Origin of the sequence: Rhizobium sp. AG207R (assembly GCF_027109195.1) — a bacterium.
Taxonomy (GTDB): domain Bacteria; phylum Pseudomonadota; class Alphaproteobacteria; order Rhizobiales; family Rhizobiaceae; genus Rhizobium; species Rhizobium dioscoreae.
Map to the genome: position 1 here is coordinate 110,718 of NZ_JAEPVT010000001.1, position 24,398 is coordinate 135,115.

The following is a 24,398-nucleotide window of genomic DNA, read 5'->3' on the forward strand; positions in this document are numbered from 1 at the left end:
GCGGGAGGAGGAAATCGCAGCCGGCGAATGAGCTTCAGAGGGAGGATAAAATAATGGAATCGAAAAGCAGTTTGTCGATGCCTTCTCGCCGCACGGTGCTGAAGGGAATAGGCGCCGGCCTTGCCGCCTCGGCGCTCGGTGCGCCGACGATTGCCCGCGCGCAATCGGCCGGCACGATCAAGGTCGGCTTCATCACGCCGGCGACCGGGCCCCTTGCCCTTTTCGGTGAGACCGACGGCTGGGCTCTGGAAAAGGTCAAGGCGCAGCTCAAGAATGGTCTGGAGACGGCGGCCGGCCACTACGATGTCGAATTCCTGATCCGCGACAGTCAGTCGGACCCCAACAAGTCGGCGGAAGTCGCCGGCGATCTCATTCTCAATGAGGGCGTTCACCTGCTGCTGCCGGCGTCTACGACCGATACGGTAAGCCCTGCTGCCGATCAGGCCGAACTCAACGAATGCCCCTGCATTTCGACAGGCGCGCCTTGGCAGGCGGTCATCTTCCCGCGTGGAGGCAAGGACAAGCCGTTCAAATGGACCTATCACTTCTTCTGGGGCCTGGACGAAGCGCTGAACACCTATGTCGGCCTCTGGAACACGCTGGACAGCAACCGCAAGGTCGGCATGCTGTTTCCGCAGAACGCCGATGGTGAGACATGGGGCAACATGGATTATGGCCTGCCTGCACCCACCAAGAAAGCCGGCTTCGAGATCGTCGTTCCCGGCTTCTTCCAGCCGCGCACCAACGATTTTTCGGCGCAGATCACGGCTTTCAAGCAAGCCGACTGCGATATCATCGGCGGTATTGCCTATCCGGCCGATCTGAAGACCTTCGTCAACCAGTGCGCCCAGCAGGGCTATAAGCCGAAGGCGATCACGGTCGCGGCTGCATTGCTCTTCGCCTCGGGCGTGGAAGCCATGGGCTCGCTCGGGGAGGGCATGTCTTCGGAAGTTTGGTGGACCCCCGCCTTTCCCTTCAAGTCGACGCTGACCGGTCAGGTGAGCCGCGATCTTGCCGACCAGTGGGAAGCGGAAAAGAAGAAGCAGTGGACGCAGCCACTCGGCTACAGCCATGCCATCCTCGAAGTGGCGATCGACCTTCTCAAGCGCTCCAAGAACCCACTCGACCGCACCGCCAATCTCGAGGCGGTTGTCGCCACCAACACGCAAACGTTGATCGGGCCAGTCAATTTTGCCAAGGGACCGCATCAGAACGTGGCGACCTCGCCGATTTTCGGCGGGCAATGGGTCAAGGGCGACAAATGGCCGTATGATCTGAAGATCGTCGACAATACCGTCAACAAGCTCTTCCAGCCGGAGCGCAAGATCGTGCCGCTGCCCTGGCGGACTGCCTGAACAAGGCGTGAAGCCAAGGCAAAGCGAGATACCGCCCCTGCTTGATGCGATCGGGCCGGGACGGATCGGACGGAGGATCGAAGGGCGCGCCCAAACGCGCCGCCGGCATTAAAAGGCCGGGGTGGAGGAGCATGGAAAACGGCGTACTACTCGAGGCACGCGACCTCAGCAAATCGTTCGGGGCTCTCAAGGTCCTGCACGAGGTGAGTTTTGCGGTCGGCGCTGGCGAGGTTCTGGGCATTGTCGGCCCGAATGGTGCCGGCAAGACAACCCTATTCAACCTGATCAGCGGCGACATGCGTGTCGATGGCGGTGAGTTGGTCTTTGACGGCCAGAAACTCGTTGGTCAGCCGCCCTATCGCCGCTGCAAAATCGGCATTGGCCGGACCTACCAGATCCCGCGTCCCTATGTCGGTATGACGACCTTCGAAAACCTCCTCGTCGCCGCGTTTTTCGGCAGCGGCACCAAGGATGCCGAGAGCTATCAGCGCTGCGCAGAGATCCTCAAGGCCTGCGAGTTGTCCGACAAGGCGAACCGTTCCGCCGGCTCGCTGACGCTGCTCGATCGTAAGCGGCTGGAACTGGCGCGTGCGCTTGCCTCGTCGCCAAAGCTCCTGTTGCTCGACGAAATTGCCGGTGGGCTTACCGATGAGGAGGGTAGGGCGCTCGTCTCGCTTATCCGCCGCATCCGCGACAGCGGGGTCACTATTGTCTGGATCGAACATGTGCTGCACGCGCTGCTCGCCGTCGCCGACCGCATGCTGGTGCTGAATTTCGGGGAGAAGATCGCAGAAGGTGTGCCGGCCGAAGTCATCCAAAGTCCGGAGGTGCGAAGGGTCTATATGGGGGTCGAGGCATGAGCGCAGCACTGCTTTCCACACATGGACTGGTCGCCCGCTACGGCGATTTTCAGGCTCTTTACGGTATCGACTTCGAGATTGCCGCGGGCGAGGTCGTCGCCCTGATCGGGGCAAACGGTGCCGGCAAGTCGACGCTTCTGAAATCGATCATGGGCCTTCTGAGCGTTGCGCCGGGCATGGTGCAGCTCGAGGGACGGCCGGTCGGCGGCGCCAAGCCGCACCGGATGGTGGCCGATGGCGTGGCGATCGTGCCCGAGGGCCGTCGCCTCTTTGTCGGCATGTCTGTCATCGACAATCTGCGCGTCGCTATCGACCATGCCGGCAAATCCGCCGCCAATGGCTGGACGCTGGAGCGCCTGTTCGCGCTCTTTCCGGTCCTGAAGGAAAAGCAGGCCGTGCCTGTGCAGTCCCTGTCCGGTGGACAGCAGCAGATGGTGGCGATTGGCAGGGCGCTGCTCAGCCAGCCGCGCGTACTTCTATGCGACGAAATCAGCCTGGGCCTCGCGCCGAAGGTGGTGAAGGAAATCTACCAGGCGCTGCCGTCGATCTGTGAAACAGGTACGGCGATCGTGTTGGTGGAGCAGGACGTCGGGCTCGCCCGCTCCTCGTCGAACCGGCTCTACTGCATGCTCGAAGGCCGCGTCAGCCTTACCGGCCGATCAGCTGATATCTCGCGCGAAGCGATTGGCGAAGCGTATTTCGGAGGGGCCCATGCTGTGGCTTGACGGCCTTGTCCAGGGCATTCTTCTCGGCGGTCTCTATGCCCAATATGCGCTCGGCATGGCGCTGATGTTCGGCGTCATGCGCGTCGTCAACATCACCCATGGCGACCTGGTGATCCTCCTGGCGCTGATCGGCATCAGCCTGGCTACCACATTCTCGCTCGGCCCGTGGTCGGTGCTGGTGATCCTCGTGGTGCTTGGGGCCATCATCGGCGTCATCCTGCAGCGACTCATCCTCAACCGCGTCGTCGGCGCCGATCCGCTTCCCTCGCTGATCGCCACCTTCGGGCTCTCCATCGCCCTGCAGAACGCCATGCTGCAGATATGGTCGGCCGACACCCGCTCGCTAGGCGGCGGCGACATCGTGCATGCCTCCTTCCAACTCGGGCCGCTCTTCGTCGGCGTCTTGCCAGTGATCGTGCTTCTGACGGCTACCGTGCTGACCGGCGGCCTCGATGTCGCGTTGCGCTCGACACGCTTTGGCCGTGCCCTGCGCGCAGCTTCGGCCGATGTGGAAGCCGCGGCGCTGACAGGTGTCAACCCGAAGACGGTCTATACCGGGGCAACGGCAATCGCTGTCGCGATCCTCGGATTTGCCGCGGTCTTCCAGTCGTTGCGTTCGACCGTGGCGCCTGCCGACGGGGCCTTCCAGCTGATCTACGCCTTCGAGGCTGTCATCATCGGCGGCATGGGGTCGATCTGGGGTGCCTTCCTCGGAGCGATGGCGCTCGGGGTCAGCCAGTCGGTGGGATTCCGCATCGACCCCGGCTTCGGCATCCTCGCCGGCCACCTCGTTTTTCTGATCATCCTCGCCCTGCGTCCCCAGGGCTTCCTAGGAAGGGGTTGAGCCGTGACCAATGCCTTCGCCGCCCGCTTGACCGATGCCGTCCCGCGGCCCGCCGTGCGCGTACAGCGCCAGACGCGCTCGAGCCTGATTGCACTCGTTATCAGCGTCGCGCTGCTCGCGGCTGTCGCTTCGATGCCGCTCTGGGCAAGCCAGGGCCTCATCCGCGATGTCGTTGAACTATGCTGCTACATCACCGTCGCGCAGATGTGGAACCTGCTCGCCGGTTATGGTGGCCTCGTCTCCGTCGGCCAGCAGGCCTTCGTCGGTACGGCCGCTTATGCAATGTTCATCATGGCGCAGCTTTGGGGCTTAAGCCCCTTCCTTGCCGTGCCTTTGTCGGTCATCGCACCGGCGATACTGGCGGCACTTACCTATGGCCTGCTGCATCGGCTCGATGGCCCATATTTCGCTATCGGCACCTGGGTGGTGGCGGAAGTCATGCGCCTTGCCACGTCCGTCTTCAGCTATGTCAATGCCGGCGCCGGCATGAGCCTGCGTGTCATGTCCAGCTATACGCCCACTGAACGCGCAATCGGCATTTCGGTACTGGCGGCGCTGATGCTGCTTGTCGCCGTCGGCGGCAGCTATCTGCTATTGCGTTCGCGCTATGGCTTGGCGCTGGTCGCCGTGCGAGACAATCCGATTGCCGCGGCAAGCCAGGGCGTCAATGTGGGCCTCCTGAAATTCCTGATCTGGGTTGCCGCCGCCATCGGCACTGGCCTTGCCGGTGCCATCTACTTCATGGCGCAGCTGCGCATAACGCCACCGGCTGCCTATAGCCCCACCTGGGCGAATGTGGCGATCTTCATCGTCATGGTGGGCGGGCTCGGCTCGCTCGAAGGGGTGCTGATCGGCGCGCTTGTCTATTTTGTCGCCGACCGCCTGTTCGGACAGTACGGCGCCACCTATCTCGTCGTCCTCGGGCTACTCACCCTCGTCATGGCGCTTTTTGCCCGCGGCGGTCTCTGGGGATTGATCCAGAAGGCGACAAACGCCTCCTGGTTCCCGACGAGGCGCACGCTTCTGGAGGACCCGCGATGAGGGCGGCACTGTTCGAGGCAGTCGGACGACCCCTGGATGTCAAAACGATCGAAACGCCGCAGCCCGGCGCTGACGAGCTATTGCTCCGCGTTGCCGCCTGCGGCATTTGCGGTTCCGACCTGCACATGACGGAAGATCCCGAAACCTTCGCGCTCAAAAGAGGCGGCGTCCTCGGCCATGAAATTTCTAGCGAAGTGGTGACCTGCGGCGCTGAGGTCGCGAATTTCAAAACCGGCGACCGGGTTGCCGTCGCACCGATGCGCGGCTGCGGCCACTGCGACAGCTGCTCGCGCGGCGAACCCGCGTGGTGCGCCGAGATGCGGCTGATCGGCGGCGGCTATGCCGAATTCGTCACCGTCGCTGCCCGTCAGTGCCGCCGGTTGCCGGACGATTTGCCGACCGAGGAGGGGGCTCTGGCCGAACCGGTTGCAGTCGGCCTGCATGCGGTCATGCGTTCGGGGCTGAAGCCGGGCAACCGCGTGCTGATTCTCGGTGCAGGCCCCATCGGTCTTCTTGTCGCCTTCTGGGCGAGGCGGCTGGGGGCGGCCCATGTCGTCATCGCCGATCTGAACCGCCACCAAGCAGAGCGTGCCGCCGAAATCGGCGCCACCGGCTTCGCACTCTCCGGGGAGGGTCTGGCAGAGGAGTTTCGCGCATTGACCGGTGGCGTACCGGACATCGTCTTTGAATGCGTCGGCAAACGCGGGTTGATCGATGCTGCCTGCCGGCTGGTACGCGTGCATGGCACGGTGGTCGCGGTTGGCCTCTGCGTCGGCGGCGACACATGGGACCCGTTCGCGGCGATTTCCAAGGAAATACAGGTGATCTTCGCCGTGTTCTTCACCATGGCGGAGTTCGACATGGCGCTGCAGGCGCTCAGTCCTGGCCGCCATCGGCCGCAGGCGCTGGTGACCGGCCGGATCGGTCTTGCCGCCGTGCCAGAGGCATTCGAAGCGCTCAAGCGACGCACCACGCAATGCAAGGTGCTGATTACGCCCGCGGTCGGCTGAAACGGCATAGGAGGAGGTTTGGAATGAATTTCGAAACGGTGCATTACGACATCGAAGGTGTTGCGACCGCTGTACGCGTCATCGGCAAAGGCCCGGCCGTGCTCGCGCTGCATGGCGCCGCCACCATCGAAGGCACGGAATGGGCGCGGGGTCTCGCCGATCGCTTCCGCGTCTACTTGCCCTATCATCCCGGCTTCGGCGACAGCGGCGAAGCGCCAGATATTACCGGCATGCAGGATATCATTGTCCACAACCTGCATCTGGTCGCCGCCCTTGGCCTCGATCGGCCGCATCTCGTCGGCCACTCCATGGGCGGTTGGATGGCTGCCGAAATGGCCGTCGTCGCAGGCGAGCGTTTCGGCAGGCTGGTGCTGAATGCGCCGGCTGGCCTCAACGATCCAGATCATCCTGGCGCCGACCTGCCGGCGATCGCGCCCGAGGCGCTACCCGGCTATCTCGCGCATAATATCGACGTTGCCTTGCGCTATTTTCCGGGCGGAGCCGAATGCCCGCCGCTCGACGCCTTCCTTGCCGCCCGCGAAAAGGAGGCGCAGGCGCTCGGCAACATCGTCAAGGCCCACGGCATGGGCCATCCCAATCTCCGCCGCTGGCTTTCCCGCATCCCGAACGAGACACTGATCGTCTGGGGCGAGAAGGACCGAATGCTGCCCGCGTCGCAGGCGCCGCTCTGGGAAAAACGCATTCCAAACGCCCACACCTTCATGGTGCCGGATGTCGGCCATTTCGCCATGCAGGAGGACCCGCGCGTGGTGACCGCCATCGGCGATTTCCTCGCCGGCTGAGACAGCTTGCCGCGAGAACACACCAGATTGTCAGGAGGAACAGATGAACGCACCTTTGAAACATGGCGCCGGGTATTGGGGCACCAAGACAAACTTCGCCAGCCTTCTCGAGCATATCAGCAAGATCGGCCCGATTCTTGAAGAGAATGCCGTGGCTACCGAAAAGCTCGGTAGGCTGAATGAGCCTACTTTCGAGGCGCTGAAGCCGCTTCGTATGTCGCACATCTTCGCGACCGAAGAACTCGGCGGCGCACAGCTTTCGCCGACACAAGGCCTGCAGTTGATCGAGGCCATCACCTACCACAGCGGCGCTGCCGGCTGGGTGTCGATGGTGCATGCCTGCATCGGGGCGATGTCCGCCGCCTTCCTGCCCGACACCGCGATCTCACGGCTCTTCGGCGGTGGCACCGACAACCGCTTTTCGGGTCAGGGCACACCGACCGGCATGCTGAAGAAGGTCGATGGCGGCTATTTGTTGAACGGCAAATGGTCCTATGCAAGCGGTATTCACCACGCCACGTTCACCCATACCGCCGCCCTGCTCGACGACGGCAACGGCCATCCGGCCAAGGATGAGAATGGTAACGTCGTGGTGCTGTGCGCCCACGCGCCGGTCGGCGAGCATGGACTGCTCGGCAATTGGAACGTGCTCGGCCTGCAGGGAACCGGCAGCATCGACTACGACGCCAAGGATGTCTTCATCGCCGACGACATGGTTTTCCCGATCATGACCGCCGAGCCGCAGCGCCAGAAGGAATTCTTCAGCCTCGGCGTCGTCGGGCTGGCTGCCATCGGCCATTCGGGCTGGGCGATCGGCGCATCCCGCCGCATGCTCGATGAAATGGCCAAGTTCGCCGTGACCAAAACCGGTCGCGCCGGCATGCTCGGCGAGAGCGATAAATTCTGGTTCGATTACGGCCGTGCGGAAGCTCGCGCGCGCGCCGCCCGCGCCTTCTTGTTTGAGGTCTGGCGCGACGTGGAGGCCTCGATCGAGGCGGGGAACCGGGTATCTACGCGGCAGATCACCCTCGTGCATCTCGCCAAGTCGGAAGTGCACGAGGCGGGCGTCGATGCCTGCCACTTCGTCTACCGCGCAGCCGGTGGTGCGTCGCTGCGCGACGGCGTGATGCAGCGCACTTACCGCGAGATGCTGGTGGCGGCCAACCATTTCACGATCAACACCAACATTGTCGGTGCCGCCGGCCGCGAGATCGGCGGGCTGTGGAGCGATCGCGTCTGGCAGTTCTACGACCTGGTGGAGAAGAAATGATGGCGCAGTCCGGAAAGCAGGAGCGTGAAGCTCCGGCGACGGTCGCTGCCGGCGTGACGGAGGCTTTCATGATGGCCTTCCGCCACCATCCGGCGGGCGTTGCCATCATCACCGCCGATCCGGGTGACGGGCCGGTGGCCCTGACGGTAAGCTCGCTAATCTCAATCAGTGCCTCGCCGCCGATGGTGGCTTTCTCGCTGTCGGATAATTCCTCCAGCGCGCACGCCGTGCGTCGGGCGCAGACGGTGGTCGTGCATTTCGTGCGACGCAGCGATAGGGAGCTTGCCCGGCTCTGCGCCACCAGCGGCAGGGATCGTTTCGGGCCTGATGTGCGCTGGGCGCGGTTCGAAAGCGGCGAACCTTATTATCCGGATGTCGGCCTCTGGTTCCGGGCAGCGGTTCGCGGACTGTTTCCGCTCCCCGGCGCCTGTCTGGTCTCAGCCGAACTCCTTGAGGCCTCTCCTGGGGCGCACGAGGAGCGCCGGGATGACGCCTTGGTCTATGCCAACCGCGCCTGGCACGGACTGCGCCCGATGGCCGATGCCGGCTTGGCGCCGTTGTTCCTATGGCCGGACGATTCTGCAACATTTTGAAGAACGTCATGAGCCGTCACAGGCTCCAGATCACCGCCTGCTCATGGCGCTTGATCAGGTGCCTGAGGTTTTCGAAGCTCTTGCGAATATGGGCGCAGAAGGCCTCGACTGCCGGGACACGGATTTCCTCGGTGCGCCGCAGGAGACCGAGCGCGCGCTCGGGATGAGGAATATTGACCGGCAGTGCCGTGATCGACTTGTCATTGCGATAGGCGAAAACGACGCTGTGCGGCAGGATGGTGAGCGCATCGCTCGCCTTCAGATAGTTGATTGCGCTCACCAGCGAGCCGCCGGAATAGCGGATCTTCGCCTCGGTGGCGCCGAGCGAGAGGACGAGACTGTGCAGATCGGCAAACAGCGGGCTGCCGGTGGGCGGGGCAATCCATGGATAGTCGAGGAGTTCCGCAGGCGCGAGCTTGTGCCTCAGGAGAAGGGGGTGGGTTACACGGCAGGCGACGACATTGCGGCCAGGAAGCAGTTCCTGGAAGCGCATCCCGGAGCCCTCGTCCAGCACGTCGATCGGGCAAATGGCGAGGTCGATGCGATCGGCGTCGATCGCCGCCCGCAGATCCGGCAGGTAGCCGTAGCTCTGCTCGATGCGCACGTCCGGTGTGGCATTCTGGAACTCGGCGATCATGCCGGAGATCAGCGCATCCATGAAGAAGGGCGTGCCGCCGACGCGCACTACGCCCGTCCGTCCGTGTCGGAAGCCGTCGACAAGCGACGAGGCCTTGCGCGCAGCCACCAGCATGGCTTGACCGTGGTCGGCGAGCGCCCTGCCCAGCGGGGTCGGCTGCAACGGCCGGCGGCCCTTGACGAACAACGGTTCGCCGAGCCGCTTTTCCAGCATGCCAAGGGTACGCGACACCGCCGGCTGCGTGAGCCCCAGCAGGGCCGCTCCCTCCGTGACGCCACCGGCCTGTACGACGGCGGCAAGCTGTATCAGGTGTCGTTCATCCATCTTCATAGCAATAAGGTATATTAAACTGCAGAAAAATCATCAACTGCTACGTTTGGAGCTGGTAACGTACGGTTGAGGAGGTGCCATGGTGATCATGTCTTTTACAGAAGCGGATTCGGCTGCGCTTGTGGCAGAGCGACTGGCGCAGTGCGCCGGACCGCTGCCGGCCTTCCTCACCGCGCTGGTCGGACATATCCATCAGGCCATTAAGGAAACGCGGCCGACCCATGCGGATTGGCGACACGCCATCGAATTTCTGACCGAAGTCGGTCACGTAAGTGACCACAAACGGCAGGAATGGGTGTTGCTCTCCGATCTTTTCGGCGTGACGGCGCTGGTGGAGGAGATCAACACCCGCCGCCCGAAGGGCGCTACGCCCAACACCGTGCGCGGCCCGTTCTATCGCGCCGATGCACCCCGGCTTGTGTCGGGCGCGGATATATCGCTCGACGGCATTGGCGACCCGTTGCTGGTCAATGCCCGCGTGACCGATCTCGATGGAAATCCCGTCGTCGGCGCGAAGGTCGAGACATGGCAGGCCAATGCGGAAGGGTTTTACGAGAACCAGCAGCCGGATCTCCAGCCGGAGTTCAATCTGCGTGGCGTTTTCAGCACTGATATAGATGGCGGCTTTTCCTATAGGACGGTTCGACCGGGCGGTTATGCCGTGCCCTGCGACGGACCGGTCGGACGGACGCTGCATGCGATCGGCTATCCGCTGCGCCGCCCGGCGCATCTCCATTTTACGATCACGGCACCCGGCTTCGAGACGATCAGTACCCACGTCTATGATGGGCGCGATCCGCATCTGTCACAGGACGCATTGTTCGGCGTCAAACAGGAACTGGTCGGCACCTTCCTGCCGGTTGGCGGCATTGAAGGCCCGACGCCGGTCAAAGGCAATTGCTGGTCGCTCGATTTCACCTTCATAATGGTGCGGGCGCGAGAGGAGCGCAGGTCGGCATGACACTCGATTTTTCCTATCAGCCGCATTCGACACGCGTCGTCTTTGCTTCCGGAGCGAGCGCCGGCGTCGCCCAATGGATCGAGACGCTGGGCTGCCGCCGCGCGCTGGTGCTGACGACGCCGCAGCAGGCAGCCGACGGCGAGGCGCTGGCCGCGCGGATTGGCGCGCTTGCAGTCGGCACGTTTGCAGGCGCCACGATGCACACCCCGGTCGATGTCACCGAGAAGGCCTTGGCGCGCGCGGCCGCACTTCAGGCCGATTGCGTCGTCTCGCTTGGCGGCGGCTCGACCACCGGTCTTGGCAAGGCGATGGCCTACCGTACCGACATTCATCAGATCGTCATCCCGACCACCTATGCCGGTTCGGAAATAACGCCGATCCTCGGTCAGACGGAAGGCGGCATCAAGACGACGGTTCGCAGCCCGAAGATCGTGCCGGAGGTGGTCATCTATGACCCCGACCTGACGCTTGGCCTGCCTGTTGCCATGAGCGTCACCAGCGGCCTCAACGCCATCGCGCATGCCGCCGAAGGTCTTTATGCCGATGATCGCAACCCCATTACCACCATAATTGCGATCGAGGGCATGCGCGCATTTGCCGAAGCGCTACCCGTGATCGTCAAGACGCCGCGCGATGCCGAGGCGCGGGAAAAGGCACTCTACGGCGCTTGGCTCTGCGGCACCGTGCTTGGGCAGATTTCGATGTCGCTGCATCACAAGATCTGCCACACGCTGGGCGGCAGTTTCGACACGCCGCATGCGGAGACGCATGCGATCATGCTGCCGCACACGATCGGCTTCAATGCCGCCGCAGTGCCGGAGCTGCTTGCGCCGATCGGGAGCATTTTCGGCGGCACGCCGGGCCAGGGGCTCTACGATTTCGCCAGATCCGTCGGCTCGCCGCTGGCGCTGAAGGATTTCGGCCTCACCGAGAGCGATCTCGACCGCGCCGCCGAAATCGCGACACGCAACCCTTATGCCAATCCGCGGCCGATCAACCGAGCCTCGATCCGCGCGCTGCTTCAGGACGCCTGGGCGGGAGAACGCCCACCACTCTAAAACGCTTGTGTTTACTTTGGGAGGAGGAAACCAAAATGTTTACGAGACGTGACCTGCTGAAAACCGCGGCGGCGACCGGCGCGCTCGCGGCGACATCCAGCCTTGCCATGCCCGCGATCGCCAAGGGAGCGGCGATCAAGCTCGGTTATGTCAGCCCGCAGACCGGTCCGCTTGCCGCTTTCGCCGAGGCCGACAAGTTCATCCTCGATGGCTTCCTGGCCAAGACGAAGGCCGCCGGGCTCAATTACGAAATTGTAGTCAAGGACAGCCAGTCCAACCCGAACCGCGCCGCCGAAGTCGCCAAGGAGCTGATCGTCAAGGACGAGGTCAATCTCGTGCTCGTCGCATCGACGCCGGAAACCACCAATCCGGTCGCCACTACCTGCGAGGCGGAAGAGATGCCCTGCATCTCGACGGCCGCGCCCTGGCAGCCCTGGTTCATCGGTCAGCAGGCCAATCCAGGCGACCCCTCATCATGGAAGCCCTTCAACAGCACTTTTCATTTCTTCTGGGGCCTGGAGGATGTGATCGCTGTCTACACCAACATGTGGCAGCAGCTGGAAACCAACAAGAAGGTGGGCGGCCTCTTCCCGAACGACGGGGACGGCAATGCCTGGGGCGATAAAGTGGTCGGTTTCCCGCCGGTTCTCGAAAAAGGCGGCTACACCCTTGCCGATCCCGGTCGCTACCAGAACCTGACCGATGATTTTTCCGCGCAGATCAATGCCTTCAAGTCGGGCAACTGCGAGGTCATCACAGGCGTCATGATCCCGCCTGATTTCACCACCTTCTGGAACCAGGCCAAGCAGCAGGGTTTCCATCCGAAGATCGCCTCCATCGGCAAAGCCATCCTATTCCCGCAAGCTCTTGAGGCTTTGGGCAAGAGTGGTCACAACCTGTCCTGCGAGGTCTGGTGGTCGGCCAGCCATCCGTTCAAATCTTCGCTGACGGGAGAGAGCGCCGCGGAACTTGCCGCAGGCTTCACCAAAGCCACAGGTCGGCCCTGGACGCAGCCGATCGGCTTCGTTCACGCGCTCTTCGAGCTGGCCGCGGATGTCATGAAGCGGGCGGACCCGACGGACGGCGCGGCAGTGATCAAGGCGATCGCGGCAACCAAGCTGGACACGATCGTTGGCCCGGTCGCCTGGGACGGTGCTAATGTCCCGCCTTTTGCCGCGAAGAACGTGGCCAAAACACCGCTCGTTGGTGGCCAGTGGAGATTGAAGGACGGCGGCGGCTACGATCTTGTCATCACCGACAACAGGACCGCTCTCAATATTCCCACAGGCGGCAAGATGGAGCCGATCGCCTCGGCGTGATGCCTTGACCGGGTTCGGCCCGGAGGCGGTCATGCGCCGGATTCGGCGAAGGACGAAACGGACACCAATCAGGAAGACGATGGTCATACTTGCCCTCGAAAACGTTTCGAAGAGCTTCGGCGCCCTGAAGGTCGCGGATGGAGTGTCGTTTGCACTGGAGAGCGGAGAGGCGCTCGGCATCATCGGGCCAAACGGTGCGGGAAAATCCTCCCTGTTCAATCTCATCAGCGGCAATCTGCGCGTCGATGAGGGGCGGATTATCTATCGCGACGAAGACGTGACGTGCCAGCCGCCGATGGCGCGATGCCTGGTAGGGATCGGCCGCACATTCCAGATCCCGCAGCCCTTCCAGCAGCTAACCGTTTTCGAAAACCTTCTGGTCGCTGCCGCCTACGGATCGCGAAAGACGGAGCGGGAGGTGTCGGAGCGCTGCGCGGATATTCTGGTAAACACCGGGCTGATCGCGCGCGCCAACCAAGTTGCCGGCAGTCTCGGCCTACTCCAGCGCAAACGCCTCGAACTTGCTCGGGCGCTGGCGACAGAACCCAAGGTGCTGCTGCTGGACGAGATCGCCGGCGGCCTGACGGAGGGCGAGTGTGGGGAGCTGGTGGAGACGATCCGGACGATCCACGGAGCCGGTGTCGCCATCATCTGGGTCGAGCACGTGCTGCATGCCCTCAACTCCGTAGTGAGCCGTCTTCTCGTCCTAAATTTCGGCAAGGTGGTCGGCCTCGGCAGGCCGGCCGAAATCATGGAATCGCAGGCGGTCCGCCAGATCTATCTCGGGATTGACGTCTGATGGCTCTTCTTGAAACACGGGGCCTCACGGCTTTCTACGGCGACTTCCAGGCGCTCTTCGGGGTCGACATCACGCTTGATGCCGGTGAGACTTTGGCGATCATCGGCGCAAACGGCGCCGGCAAATCCACGCTGATGCGCTCGATTTCGGGCATGCTCGCCAACGAGCCCGACCAGATCAGTTTCGATGGCAGGCCGATCGGCGCACTGCCGGCGCCAGAGGTCATGGCGCTCGGTGTCGCCATGGTGCCGGAAGGTCGCAGGCTCTTCCCGTCGCTCACGGTGGAGGAAAATCTGCTGATCGGCAAATATGGGCGCAGCGTCAAAGGGGCGTGGACGCTTGAGACAATATACGAGCTCTTTCCGGTCTTGAAGGAGAGGCGCGGCAATTCCGGCACCGCGCTATCGGGCGGCCAGCAGCAGATGGTCGCGATCGGCCGGGCGCTGATGTCCAATCCGAGGGTGTTGCTCTGCGACGAAATCAGCCTGGGCCTGGCACCGGTGGTGATCCGCGATATCTACGCAGCCTTTCCCAAAATCCGCGCCGAGGGCGCAGCCATCGTGATTGTCGAACAGGATATCGGCCAGGCACTCAAGGTGGCAGACCGTCTCTATTGCATGATGGAGGGACGCGTGACGCTGACCGGAACGCCGGACGCAATTAGCCGCACCGACATCCATTCTGCCTATTTCGGAGCGCATACGGGATGAACTGGTTCGACACGATCATACAAGGCATTCTGCTTGGCGGTCTGTACGCGCTGTTCGCGGCCGGCCTGAGCCTCGTTTTCGGCATCATGCGGCTGGTCAATCTCGCGCATGGCGATCTTATCGTCCTAGCCGCCTTCCTGCTTCTGGTGCTGGTCAGCGCGCTCGGGCTCAATCCCTTCGTTGCGGCTCTCGTCGCCGTTCCGGTGATGTATGTGGTCGGCTGGGCCCTGCAGTTCCTCGTGCTCAATCGCACCATCGGAGACGACATCCTGCCGCCGCTGCTTGTCACCTTCGGCCTTTCGGTCGTTATCCAGAACGCGCTGTTGGAAGGCTTTTCCGCCGATAGCCGCCGCGTTTCGGTGGGCGCGCTGGAAACCGCGTCTCTCAAATTCGGTCCGGTCAGTGTCGGCACTATGCCGCTCCTGACTTTTCTGGCGGCGGTTGCCGTTATCGTCGGACTGAACCTCGTCTTCTACAAGACGAGCCTTGGCCGCGCCTTCCGCGCCACCTCCGACGATCGCGCCACGGCGGGCCTCATGGGCATCCGCTCCGACCGCATCTTCGCGACCGCGACGGGGCTCGCAATGGTGGTAGTAACGATTGCGGCCCTCTTTCTCGGCACGCGCGCCAATTTCGACCCAACCATGGGTCCGGCGCGGCTGATCTACGCCTTCGAGGCGGTCATCATCGGCGGGCTCGGCTCCTTCTGGGGTACGCTCGCCGGCGGCGTGATCATCGGCGTCGCGCAAACGATGGGCGCAGCCGTCAACCCCGAATGGCAGATCCTTGCGGGCCATGTTGCGTTTCTTCTCGTGCTGTTGGTCCGCCCGCGCGGGCTTTTTCCAAGGGCGGTGGACTGACATGGTGTATGACAGGCTTTCCTCCGATTCCGCTTCGCCCGCGCCGCCGCCCAGCTGGACCGTATCGACGCGCAACCGCGCCTCGTCGTTTGCGGTGATTCTCGTCGTTGCGATGGTCGCAGCAGGCGTTGCCGCTCCCTTTTTCGTGCCACGCGCCGCACTTCAGGACCTGTTCTTCATCCTGACGATGTTGACGCTCGCGCAATGCTGGAACCTGCTTGCCGGCTATGCCGGGCTCGTTTCGGTCGGCCAGCAGGCCTTCGTCGGCTTCGGGGCCTACGTCATGTCCGCTGCCGTCATCCTCAGCGGGCTCAATCCTGTTGTCGCGATCGTGCTCGGCGGGCTTGCCGCCATGATGCTTTCCGTGCCGACGGCCTTTTTCGTCTTCCGGTTACACGGTGCCTATTTCGCGATCGGTACCTGGGTTATCGCCGAGGTAACGCGGCTGTCCCTGGCGCAATGGAAGGCGCTCGGCGGCGGCACGGGAACATCGCTGCCTTCCGGTATCACGCGCGATTTGCCGGGTGCCCGCTTTGCTGCCGAATGGCTCGGCGTGCGGCCGGCCCAGGCCGCGGATATGGTGTGCTATTGGCTGGCGCTTTTGCTGGCGTTTGCCGCCATCGGCTTTGCCTATCGGCTATTGCGTTCCAAGCAGGGATTGGGGCTTGCCGCCGTGCGTGACAACCGCGAGGCGGCAAGATCGGTCGGCATCGATCCAAACCGCATTAAATTTGCCGTCTATCTCGCCACTGCCTTCGTCACGGGCCTGACCGGCGCGCTCATCTACCTGCAAAAGGCACGCATCTCGCCGGACGCCGCCTTTTCGGTCACCGACTGGACCGCCTATGTGATCTTCATCGTCGTCATTGGCGGCATCGGTACGATCGAGGGACCGATCGTCGGCGTCATCGTCTTCTTCATTCTGCAGAAGCTCTTTGCCGATTACGGCTCTTGGTATCTGCTCGTTCTCGGCCTTCTCGGCATTGCCGTCATGCTGTTTGCCCCGCGCGGATTGTGGGGCCTCTTTGCCGAGCGCACCGGACTTCAACTTTTTCCCGTTCGCCGCATCCTTGCCGGTGGACCATTGACCAAGACTATCAAGGGAGGGCCGCATGGCTGACATCAATACCGACGTTTTGATCATAGGGACGGGCCCTGCCGGCTCGGGCTCAGCGGCACTGCTTGCCAGCTACGGCGTCGAGACTATGGTCATCAACCGCTACCGCTGGCTGGCCAACACGCCGCGCGCGCATATCACCAACCAGCGCACGATGGAGGTTTTGCGCGATCTTGGAAGGGATGTCGAGGACGAGGCCTATCTCTTTGCCACCGGGCAGGATTTGATGGGTCAGAACGTCTTTTGCACCTCGCTTGCCGGCGAAGAGATCGGGCGTATGCGCAGTTGGGGAACGCATCCGGTCAGCCGGGCCGAGCATCAGCTGTCGTCCCCCTCGCACATGAACGATCTGCCCCAGACCTTCATGGAGCCGTTGCTTTTCAAGACGGCATGTTCGCGCGGCGCGCAGGCGCGGATGTCGACCGAATATATTCGCCACAAGCAGGACGCCGACGGCGTAACGACGACCTGCCGCGACAGGCTCACAGGCGCGGAGCTCACGGTCCGGTCCAAATACCTGATTGGCGCCGACGGCGGCAATTCCAAGGTGGCTGAAGATGCAGGGCTCAGCTTCGAGGGCCGTATGGGCGTCGGCGGATCGATGAATATTCTCTTTAAAGCCGATCTTTCGAAATACGTCGCCCATCGTCCCTCGGTGCTCTACTGGGTCGTCCAGCCGGGCGCTGACGTCGGCGGCATCGGCATGGGCCTGGTGCGCATGGTTCGACCATGGAATGAATGGCTGATCGTCTGGGGATACGACATCAACCAGCCGGCGCCGGATGTAGACACGGCCTTCGCCACCAAGGTGGTGCGCGACCTCGTCGGGGACCACGAGCTGGCGGTGGAAATCCAGTCGGTTTCGACCTGGACCGTCAATAATCTCTATGCAACGACGATGCAGAACGGCCGGGTCTTCTGCATGGGTGATGCCACCCATCGGCATCCGCCGTCGAACGGACTGGGTTCCAATACGTCGATCCAGGATGCTTTCAATCTCGCGTGGAAACTCAGTTATGTGTTGAAAGGCAAGGCTGGTCCCGCTTTGCTCGACAGCTACCAGCGCGAGCGCGCGCCGATCGCCAAGCAGATCGTGACCAGAGCCAACAAGTCGATCGAGGAGTTCGGGCCGATCTTCAAGGCGCTTGGCCTACTCGATTCCATCGACCCCGTGAAAATGCAGCAGAACATGGATTCACGCTGCGACGATACGCCGGCAGCCGAAACACAGCGCGCTGCCATCCGTCAGGCGATCGCAGCCAAGGTCTATGAATTCGATGCCCACGGCGTCGAAATGAACCAGCGTTATCGCTCGGATGCCGTTCTCGCCGACGGTGAGCCCGAGCCGGCCTTTGAGAAAGATGCGGAGTTGCACTACCAGCCGACTACCTGGCCGGGTGCGCGGCTGCCGCATGCCTGGATCTTTGCCGATGACGGCGCCAAGGCTTCGACGCTCGATCTTTGCGGTAAGGGCCGCTTTACGGTGCTCACCGGCATTGGCGGCCGCGGTTGGGTCGAGGCTGCAAAGCTGCTCGGCCGTGAGCTTGGCCTTGACATCGAGGCACATATCATCGGGCCGCGCCAGCGTTGGCAGGATCTGACCGGCGACTGGGCCAATCTGCGCGAGGTCCGTGACAGCGGCGTCGTGCTTGTTCGACCCGACCAACATGTCTGCTGGCGCCGCGAAACCATCGCCCGGGATCCCATGGCGGAGCTTCGTCGTGCACTGTCCTTTGTTCTAGCTTTGTGAGATTTCGCTATGGAAACGCATGAAAAGGGATTTTTCACGGAGGAGAACTCCGTCGAGGTCGTCACCGGGCGCAATGCCAATGCGCGTGATCCGCGGCTGAAGCAGGTGATCGAGGTCATCACGCGCAAGCTGCACGAGGCGGTCAAGGAAATCGAGCCGACGCAGGATGAATGGTTCAAGGCGATCATGTACCTGACCCAGACCGGTCATCTCTGCAACGAGTGGCGGCAGGAATTCATCCTGCTTTCGGACGTGCTCGGCGTGTCGATGCTTGTCGATGCGATCAACAACCGCAAACCGTCGGGTGCGTCGGAATCGACCGTGCTTGGACCATTCCATGTCGCGGACGCGCCCGAATTGCCGATGGGGGCCAATATCTGCCTCGATCAGAAAGGCGAGGATATGGTCATTCATGGCCGCATTCTCGATATCGACGGCCGACCCGTTGCCAATGCCGTGCTCGACGTCTGGCAGGCCAACGATGAAGGTTTCTACGACGTGCAGCAGAAGGGCATTCAGCCCGATTTCAATCTGCGCGGCGTGTTCCGCACCGGCGCGGACGGCCGCTACTGGTTCCGGGCGGTCAAGCCGAAGTTCTATCCGATCCCCGATGACGGCACGGTCGGCAAGCTCCTGGCGGGACTCGGCCGCCATCCCTATCGCCCGGCCCACCTGCATTTCATCCTCAAGGCCGAGGGGTTCGAGACGCTGACGACACATATATTCGACCCCCACGATCCCTATATCAACTCCGACGCCGTCTTCGGCGTCAAGGAAAGCCTGCTGGCCGAATTCAAACGCGTCGACGATGCGGCGCGGGCTCACGAGCTGGAGTTTCCGGGCTGGTTCTGGGAGGTCGAATACGATTTCGTGCTGGCACCCTCGAAACCGGGCTAGGCTTTGCCGGCGACGCGAAAAGGCCGGAGCGCGACAACCTGTGCTTCGGCCTCACGCAGCCGATTGCGGCGACGGCCGCTCGGGCCGGACCCTTTCATTCACGCTCGGCCATGAAAGGGCCGTGGGCCCAGCGGATTTCCTGCTCGTGCTTTTCGACCGACCGGCGCAGCTCGGAGAATTCGCGTCGCAGATGTCCAATAAGCTTGCGGGCGGCCGGATTTGAATAGGGCTTCGTTCTCGTCATAATCCCGAGCGCGCGCTGCGGCTGCGGGATGTCAAGCGGAATGACGCTAATCCTGTTTTCACGCCGGAACGAGTGAGCGACGGAAAGCGGCAGGATTGCCAGGGCGTCCGTTCCGACCAGATAGTTCAAGACGCTCATCAGGGAGCCTCCGGCGTAACGGATCGAAACTTCCTCAATTCCCAGCGTGAGCAGAATATTGTGCAGGTCCAGTACCAGCGGCGAGCCGGGCAGAGGAGCGACCCATGGATAATTGAGGATGTCCTCCGTCGCCAGATTGCGTTTGCGCATCAGCGGATGGCCCGCACCGCAGGCCAGCACGTTTCGCGCAGGCAGCAGTGGTTCGAACTGCTGGTCAGCGCGAAGGTCGGTGGAGCCCGTCGGTGTAACCGCGACATCGATCTGGCCGGATTCGAGCTCGCTTACAAGGTCGGAATAGTTGCCGTAAGACTGGTGCACCATGATCCCCGGTTCATCGTGCTGGAACGAGGCGATCATGGGCGAGACAACCGCATCCATGAAGAAAGGAACGCCGCCGATCCGCACGCGGCCGAACGAACCCGACTTGAAGCTGCGGATGATTTCCATCGCCTTGCGCGAGGACGCGAGAATAGCCTTGCCTTGCAGGCCAAGCTGTTCGCCAAGGGGCGTCGGCTGCATCGGCCGGCGCCCGGAAACGAACAGCGGCTCACCTACACGCTTTTCGAGGATGGAGATGGTCCGCGACACGGCCGACTGTGTCATGCCAAGCATGGCAGCGGCTTCCGTCACGCCTCCGGTTTCGATGACGGCGGCAAGCTGAACAAGGTGATGTTCCACAATCTTCATAGCAAAATGCTATAGTATTTATGAACAATCTCATCAACAGTCGTTTTAGATCGGCTATATTTTGCAAGTGTTGAGTGATTGGCAAGCGGCTGAGATCCTGATTGCCAATCGACGGGGAGAAAGCGGAGGAGGGCCGCGCCCCGGGACGATCGATTGTTTCACGGGAGGAGAACGATGGCACTTGTCAGCGGCTATCATCATTTGACCCTTTGCACCGATGGCGTGCAAGAGGATTACGATTTTTATACCAAAGCGCTCGGCCTTTATTCGGTCAAACGCACCGTGCTGTTCGACGGCACCATCCCCGTCTATCACCTCTATTACGGATCCCGCAGCGGCGAGGCTTCGACGATCATCACGACCTTTCCGTTCCGTAAGCCCGCCGTTTTTGGCCGACGTGGAACGAACCAGTCGAAGATCATCCAGCAGGCGATCCCTGCCGGCGCGTCCGGCTATTGGGTCGAGCGGCTCAATGCCCGTGGTATCGAGGCTAAGAAAATATCGCGCTTCGGTATCGCGCGCGTGGCCTTCAAACACCCTTGCGGCATTCCGCATGAACTTGTCGAAAGCCCTGCAGACAACCGGCCGCCCATCGTCAACGAGGCGCAAGGCGTTACGGCGGAGCATGGTATCAAGGGCATTTACGGCGCGGCGATTGCCGTGTTCGATCGCACCGCCATGGATGACTTCCTGACAGTTGGCCTGTCGATGAAAAAGGAGGCTGACAGCAATGAGGGACTGATGTTCTCCGTCCCGAACGCAAACGGTCCCAACAGCATGGTCGAAATCCTGCATGAAGCAAATAGCCCGCAGGGCACTTGGACGCTTGCTGGCGGTACCATTCATCATCTGGCGCTGAACACTGGCGACGAACAGAACCAGCTGCAGCTGAAGGCGCATCTGGAGGGTTTGGGGTTCACGGACGTTTCCGACCAGAAGGATCGTAACTATTTCAAGTCCTGCTACGTCCGCTCACCGGGCGGCGCGCTGTTTGAGATTGCCTGGTCGGTCGAGGGCGGTTGGGCGCTTGACGAGCCGGCCGACCGTATCGGCACCACGCTGGTCTTCCCGCCGTGGTTCGAGAACCGTCGCGAAGAGCTGATCGCCGGCCTGGAACCGGCGAACTTCTGAGCCGGGGCAATGGCGATGCATCATGAATCTCTCCTGCTCGGCGCTACGCCCGAGGAGGCCCAAGTCCACTGCATCTTCATCCATGGGCGTACCCAGTCGCCCGAAGACATGCACCAGCAGGTGATCGCCAGGCTCAAAGCATCGGGCGTGGCCTTTATTCTACCGCGCGCCACCGGCAAGAGCTGGTACGGAGCGCGGGCGACGGAGCGGCTGACATCGACAACGCGGAAGGAACTGGAAGACTCCCTGGCTTATCTACGTGGCATCACAGGCGACCTGACTTATCGCCGTCATGGGACGCCGCTGGTGATCGGAGGCTTCAGTCAGGGTGCGTGCCTGGCTTTGGAATATGCGATGAAATATGGACCATGGCGGGGTGCCATGGTCAATCTTACTGGTTGCCGTGTTGGCACCTCGGAGTGCGACAGACCCTTTGCGGACCTTGATCGCATGCCGGTTTATCTAACCGGGTCCGACAAGGATCCTTGGATACCAGTCGGGGCCTTTGCCGAAGCTGCCGAAAGTCTTGCCCGAGCACGGGCGAGCTTACGTTGCGAGGTCTTGCCCGATCGTGCCCATGAGGTGTCGGCCCAGGAAATTGGCGAGTTCGACAATTTGCTCTCGCAGATGCCGGCGGTGATCGCGTAGCACTGTAATATGCACTGCTCCTTTGAAAAATTATGATGATGTTCGCGAGGAATGTGCAAGCGGAGGATATTTAGACTCCGCCAACAAACGGACAAACCTTCAATTGAGCACCGTGCTGGAGCTACCCTTCCCGGTCTTGCCGCGTGGTAGCACACCAGGGTTTGGCCGCGTCGGCATTCCGGCAACGTTAGAGCAGGACATCAGAACGAAACCATCCTGATCAACCGCTCTCCTCAACCAGCATTTCTGACCATTGACGGGTACCGCGACTTCATCGAAATACTAGACATGTTCTTCGTCGGCACCATCGGCGGATAGTCTCATAAGAAACGACGACCCCGTGATCGAGCAGCGTTTCCGCGACGGCGTTCAGGCTCAGATTAAAACGGAAGCAGAGCCAGACAGAATAGGCAACGATTTCGGTCGGTTGGCGGGCGGTGGTCCTGTGGGCCGGCTTATTCAGGCATCGCTTCATGGATAGGGATTTGCGGTTCGATACTCTTCAAGAGCAAAAGTAGGAGGGACTGAAGGCAGAGGCATTTCAGGGCTATCGGCTAACTTAGCAGTAAGAAGAAGCAAGCTGCGCCATCTGAGATCACTTCCAACGATTGGCCGGATCGTTGTCGCTTGCGGGAGACGACTAAGGGGATTTCTACCGGTGCCAGGCTAAATGCCCTGCGTATCGCTTGACGATCCTTGTAGGCAGGGTAGCGATCAAGGGGACTCCCTGAACGGCGGTCAGCACAGTGGAAATTTCGACGCGTCAGGGGAAGACTTTCGACGTGCGTCATTCCCAGATCACGGTTTAGTAATTTCCAATCCTGATGACGTTGACTTCCAATTATCATGGTGCAAATTTCCAACTGTCAGAGATTCGGAGAAAGCATGTACGAACGTCTCGTCGCGCACCGGGTGGAGGAAGCCCTTTCAGATACCCCGGTGGTCCTGATCGTAGGACCGCGCCGGGCAGGCAAAACCACACTTGTCCGGAAAATCGGGGAGGCCGGTCGGACCTATATTACTCTCGACGATCAGACGACGCTCGATGCCGCGCAATCCGATCCGACCGGTTTCATTCGCAGCCTCGATCGCGCCATAATCGATGAGGTCCAGCGCGCGCCCGATCTGCTGCTTGCGATCAAAAAGACGGTGGACGAGGGCTATCGTCCCGGGCGCTTCCTCCTGACTGGCTCGGCCAATGTGCTCACCTTGCCGCGAGTTGCCGACAGTCTAGCGGGACGGATGGAAACCATTCGAATGCTGCCACTTGCTCGCGCTGAAATAAAAAGTCAGACGCCGACGTTCCTCGAACGACTATTTGAGGGGACGCTTCAGGGAAACCGAGAGGCGATTGTCGGCGACGACCTCATCCAACTCGTGCTGTTAGGAGGTTTTCCCGAGGCGATTAGCCGCGAGAGCGAACGGCGACGACAAGATTGGGCTCGGTCCTATCTGACATCTGTTCTGACCCGCGATCTTAGAGACATCGCCGAGATCGAGAAGCTGACCGAGCTGCCGAAATTTGTTCGACTGCTGGCGGAGCATTCGGGGCAGTTGGTCAACTATTCGCAGTTCGGCTCCAGCATCCATGTCAGCCACAAGACGGGGCAGCGCTATGTGGCGCTGTTGGAGCAGGTCTACCTCGTCTCGACATTGCAGCCTTGGTACACAAACGCGCTGAAGCGGATCGCCAAGACGCCTAAGCTACATTTTCTCGATTCCGGCCTTCTCGCAGCGGTGCGCGGGTTGACGTTCGATCGGACAAAGGCGGACCGCAGCGTATTTGGCGCGCTTCTGGAAAGCTTCGTGTTTGCCGAAATCCTGAAGCTCTCGGATGCGTCCGACTTACGCCTGACGCCATATCATTTTCGCGATCAACAGATGCATGAGGTGGACATCGTCCTAGAACGCGATGATGGCATGATCGTGGGGATCGAGGTTAAGGCCTCAGCGACGGTGAAATCCGGTGACTTCGCCGGACTGCGGACCCTGGCCGAAGCGTGCAAGGACCGGTTCGCCTACGGTGTAGTGCTGTACGATAGCACCGATTTCGTTCCCTTCGGCGACAGGTTGGCCGCAGCGCCATTGTCCGCCTTATGGGGCTGATGATCATCCGACAATCTGCAAATCATCGCGCACAAGGCACAGCCTGTCCATCAAACCTGTTTTGAGATGGACCTGTTGCCGTAAGGGGTGCTAAAGCAAGCCAAAGCAGATCTGATTTCCGACAATCGCCACGTAGGCGGTGAATACTGCCCAAACTGGAAGACTTGGCAGCGCTAGAATCAGGCTGGTTAATAGGATCGTATCCACAATAGCGTCGCCTCAGCAAAGAGAAATGATACACGTCGCCGCGGGTTCGAATCTAATCAAGAGCATAAATACACTCCGTTTTTTTGCGTGAGTAGTAAACGGGTGCGTGCGTTTGTGAACGCCAACAGCAGCCGTTCCTGGGATTTTCGGTTGGCGGACCATAAACATCCGCCGACGACACAATGCGTGAGGGTTGCAGCGCTAAGTCGCCTGACTCTGTTGCTGCGCCGCAAAATTATTCCCTGACCACAATCAGTGTCGGCAAAATCTGCTTTGTCTACGGCTTCATGGACAATAA

23 protein-coding genes and 1 pseudogene are annotated in these 24,398 nt (G+C 61.6%); 21 read left to right on the forward strand and 3 right to left on the reverse strand.

Annotation, left to right across the window (positions count from 1 at the left end; all coding sequences use genetic code 11):
- The first annotated feature begins 53 nt into the window (after nt 1-53).
- The 9 genes from JJQ51_RS00420 (at nt 54) to JJQ51_RS00460 (ending at nt 8,501) form a co-directional block, all read left to right on the forward strand.
- Entirely contained in the window at nt 54-1,355 is a 1,302-nt protein-coding gene (locus tag JJQ51_RS00420; protein ID WP_269244120.1) for an ABC transporter substrate-binding protein, read from the forward strand.
- Nucleotides 1,356-1,486: 131 nt separating this feature from the next.
- Nucleotides 1,487-2,215, forward strand: a complete 729-nt coding sequence (locus JJQ51_RS00425; protein ID WP_113396038.1) for an ABC transporter ATP-binding protein — start codon at nt 1,487-1,489, stop codon at nt 2,213-2,215.
- Nucleotides 2,212-2,940 (forward strand): ABC transporter ATP-binding protein, encoded by a 729-nt coding sequence (locus JJQ51_RS00430; protein WP_113396037.1) that lies wholly within the window; start codon nt 2,212-2,214, stop codon nt 2,938-2,940. Before JJQ51_RS00425 ends, JJQ51_RS00430 begins: the two co-directional genes overlap by 4 nt.
- Nucleotides 2,927-3,784 carry a branched-chain amino acid ABC transporter permease gene (locus JJQ51_RS00435; RefSeq protein WP_113396036.1) on the forward strand — a complete coding sequence of 286 codons (858 nt, stop codon included), beginning with the start codon at nt 2,927-2,929 and terminating at the stop codon, nt 3,782-3,784. The genes JJQ51_RS00430 and JJQ51_RS00435 overlap by 14 nt, the downstream gene beginning before the upstream one ends.
- Nucleotides 3,785-3,787: 3 nt before the next feature.
- The gene (locus JJQ51_RS00440; protein WP_246661223.1) at nt 3,788-4,825 is read left to right on the forward strand and encodes a branched-chain amino acid ABC transporter permease; all 1,038 of its coding nucleotides are present in this window, start codon (nt 3,788-3,790) and stop codon (nt 4,823-4,825) included.
- Entirely contained in the window at nt 4,822-5,835 is a 1,014-nt protein-coding gene (locus JJQ51_RS00445; RefSeq protein ID WP_269244121.1) for a zinc-dependent alcohol dehydrogenase, read from the forward strand. The genes JJQ51_RS00440 and JJQ51_RS00445 overlap by 4 nt, the downstream gene beginning before the upstream one ends.
- 23 nt (nt 5,836-5,858) lie before the next feature.
- The gene (locus JJQ51_RS00450) at nt 5,859-6,638 is read left to right on the forward strand and encodes an alpha/beta fold hydrolase (RefSeq protein ID WP_113396034.1); all 780 of its coding nucleotides are present in this window, start codon (nt 5,859-5,861) and stop codon (nt 6,636-6,638) included.
- 43 nt (nt 6,639-6,681) lie between these two features.
- Nucleotides 6,682-7,908, forward strand: coding sequence for an acyl-CoA dehydrogenase (locus JJQ51_RS00455; RefSeq protein ID WP_113396033.1), 1,227 nt, complete (start codon nt 6,682-6,684; stop codon nt 7,906-7,908).
- A complete protein-coding gene (locus JJQ51_RS00460) occupies nt 7,905-8,501 on the forward strand; it encodes a flavin reductase family protein (RefSeq protein ID WP_233790218.1) in 597 nt (198 codons plus the stop codon). Before JJQ51_RS00455 ends, JJQ51_RS00460 begins: the two co-directional genes overlap by 4 nt.
- 16 nt (nt 8,502-8,517) lie before the next feature.
- Here JJQ51_RS00460 and JJQ51_RS00465 read toward each other — a convergent pair whose 3' ends face one another.
- Nucleotides 8,518-9,468 (reverse strand): LysR family transcriptional regulator, encoded by a 951-nt coding sequence (locus JJQ51_RS00465; protein ID WP_269244122.1) that lies wholly within the window; start codon nt 9,466-9,468, stop codon nt 8,518-8,520.
- Between the two features lie 79 nt (nt 9,469-9,547).
- Here JJQ51_RS00465 and JJQ51_RS00470 point away from each other — a divergent pair, with 79 nt between their 5' ends.
- From JJQ51_RS00470 to JJQ51_RS00510, 9 genes are all read left to right on the forward strand, one after another.
- A complete protein-coding gene (locus tag JJQ51_RS00470) occupies nt 9,548-10,429 on the forward strand; it encodes a dioxygenase family protein (RefSeq protein WP_113396030.1) in 882 nt (293 codons plus the stop codon).
- Entirely contained in the window at nt 10,426-11,487 is a 1,062-nt protein-coding gene (locus tag JJQ51_RS00475) for a maleylacetate reductase (RefSeq protein WP_269244123.1), read from the forward strand. Before JJQ51_RS00470 ends, JJQ51_RS00475 begins: the two co-directional genes overlap by 4 nt.
- A 35-nt stretch (nt 11,488-11,522) precedes the next feature.
- On the forward strand, nt 11,523-12,806 hold the full coding sequence (locus tag JJQ51_RS00480) for an ABC transporter substrate-binding protein (RefSeq protein WP_269244124.1): 1,284 nt from the start codon (nt 11,523-11,525) through the stop codon (nt 12,804-12,806).
- 79 nt (nt 12,807-12,885) lie between these two features.
- Nucleotides 12,886-13,605, forward strand: a complete 720-nt coding sequence (locus JJQ51_RS00485; protein WP_269244125.1) for an ABC transporter ATP-binding protein — start codon at nt 12,886-12,888, stop codon at nt 13,603-13,605.
- A complete protein-coding gene (locus JJQ51_RS00490) occupies nt 13,605-14,315 on the forward strand; it encodes an ABC transporter ATP-binding protein (protein WP_269244126.1) in 711 nt (236 codons plus the stop codon). Before JJQ51_RS00485 ends, JJQ51_RS00490 begins: the two co-directional genes overlap by 1 nt.
- Nucleotides 14,312-15,175, forward strand: coding sequence for a branched-chain amino acid ABC transporter permease (locus tag JJQ51_RS00495; RefSeq protein WP_269244127.1), 864 nt, complete (start codon nt 14,312-14,314; stop codon nt 15,173-15,175). Before JJQ51_RS00490 ends, JJQ51_RS00495 begins: the two co-directional genes overlap by 4 nt.
- 1 nt (nt 15,176) lies before the next feature.
- Complete coding sequence (locus JJQ51_RS00500; protein ID WP_145321099.1) at nt 15,177-16,295, forward strand: branched-chain amino acid ABC transporter permease; 1,119 nt, start codon at nt 15,177-15,179, stop codon at nt 16,293-16,295.
- Nucleotides 16,288-18,042: an FAD-dependent oxidoreductase gene (locus tag JJQ51_RS00505; RefSeq protein ID WP_269244128.1), complete on the forward strand. Its 1,755-nt coding sequence runs from the start codon at nt 16,288-16,290 to the stop codon at nt 18,040-18,042. Before JJQ51_RS00500 ends, JJQ51_RS00505 begins: the two co-directional genes overlap by 8 nt.
- A gap of 9 nt (nt 18,043-18,051) precedes the next feature.
- On the forward strand, nt 18,052-18,939 hold the full coding sequence (locus JJQ51_RS00510) for an intradiol ring-cleavage dioxygenase (RefSeq protein ID WP_113396022.1): 888 nt from the start codon (nt 18,052-18,054) through the stop codon (nt 18,937-18,939).
- A gap of 94 nt (nt 18,940-19,033) precedes the next feature.
- Here JJQ51_RS00510 and JJQ51_RS00515 read toward each other — a convergent pair whose 3' ends face one another.
- The gene (locus tag JJQ51_RS00515) at nt 19,034-20,008 is read right to left on the reverse strand and encodes a LysR family transcriptional regulator (protein WP_113248730.1); all 975 of its coding nucleotides are present in this window, start codon (nt 20,006-20,008) and stop codon (nt 19,034-19,036) included.
- Nucleotides 20,009-20,182: 174 nt separating this feature from the next.
- Here JJQ51_RS00515 and JJQ51_RS00520 point away from each other — a divergent pair, with 174 nt between their 5' ends.
- Nucleotides 20,183-21,139: a VOC family protein gene (locus JJQ51_RS00520; RefSeq protein WP_113396021.1), complete on the forward strand. Its 957-nt coding sequence runs from the start codon at nt 20,183-20,185 to the stop codon at nt 21,137-21,139.
- 9 nt (nt 21,140-21,148) lie between these two features.
- Nucleotides 21,149-21,787 carry an alpha/beta hydrolase gene (locus JJQ51_RS00525; protein WP_113396020.1) on the forward strand — a complete coding sequence of 213 codons (639 nt, stop codon included), beginning with the start codon at nt 21,149-21,151 and terminating at the stop codon, nt 21,785-21,787.
- A gap of 201 nt (nt 21,788-21,988) precedes the next feature.
- Here the strand turns inward: JJQ51_RS00525 and JJQ51_RS00530 are convergent.
- Nucleotides 21,989-22,262, reverse strand: a pseudogene (locus JJQ51_RS00530) (IS6 family transposase); the annotation flags it as partial.
- A 410-nt stretch (nt 22,263-22,672) separates the two neighbouring features.
- On the opposite strand from JJQ51_RS00530, the gene JJQ51_RS00535 reads away from it, so the two are divergent.
- On the forward strand, nt 22,673-23,893 hold the full coding sequence (locus JJQ51_RS00535) for an ATP-binding protein (RefSeq protein ID WP_152094995.1): 1,221 nt from the start codon (nt 22,673-22,675) through the stop codon (nt 23,891-23,893).
- Nucleotides 23,894-24,398: the final 505 nt, after the last annotated feature.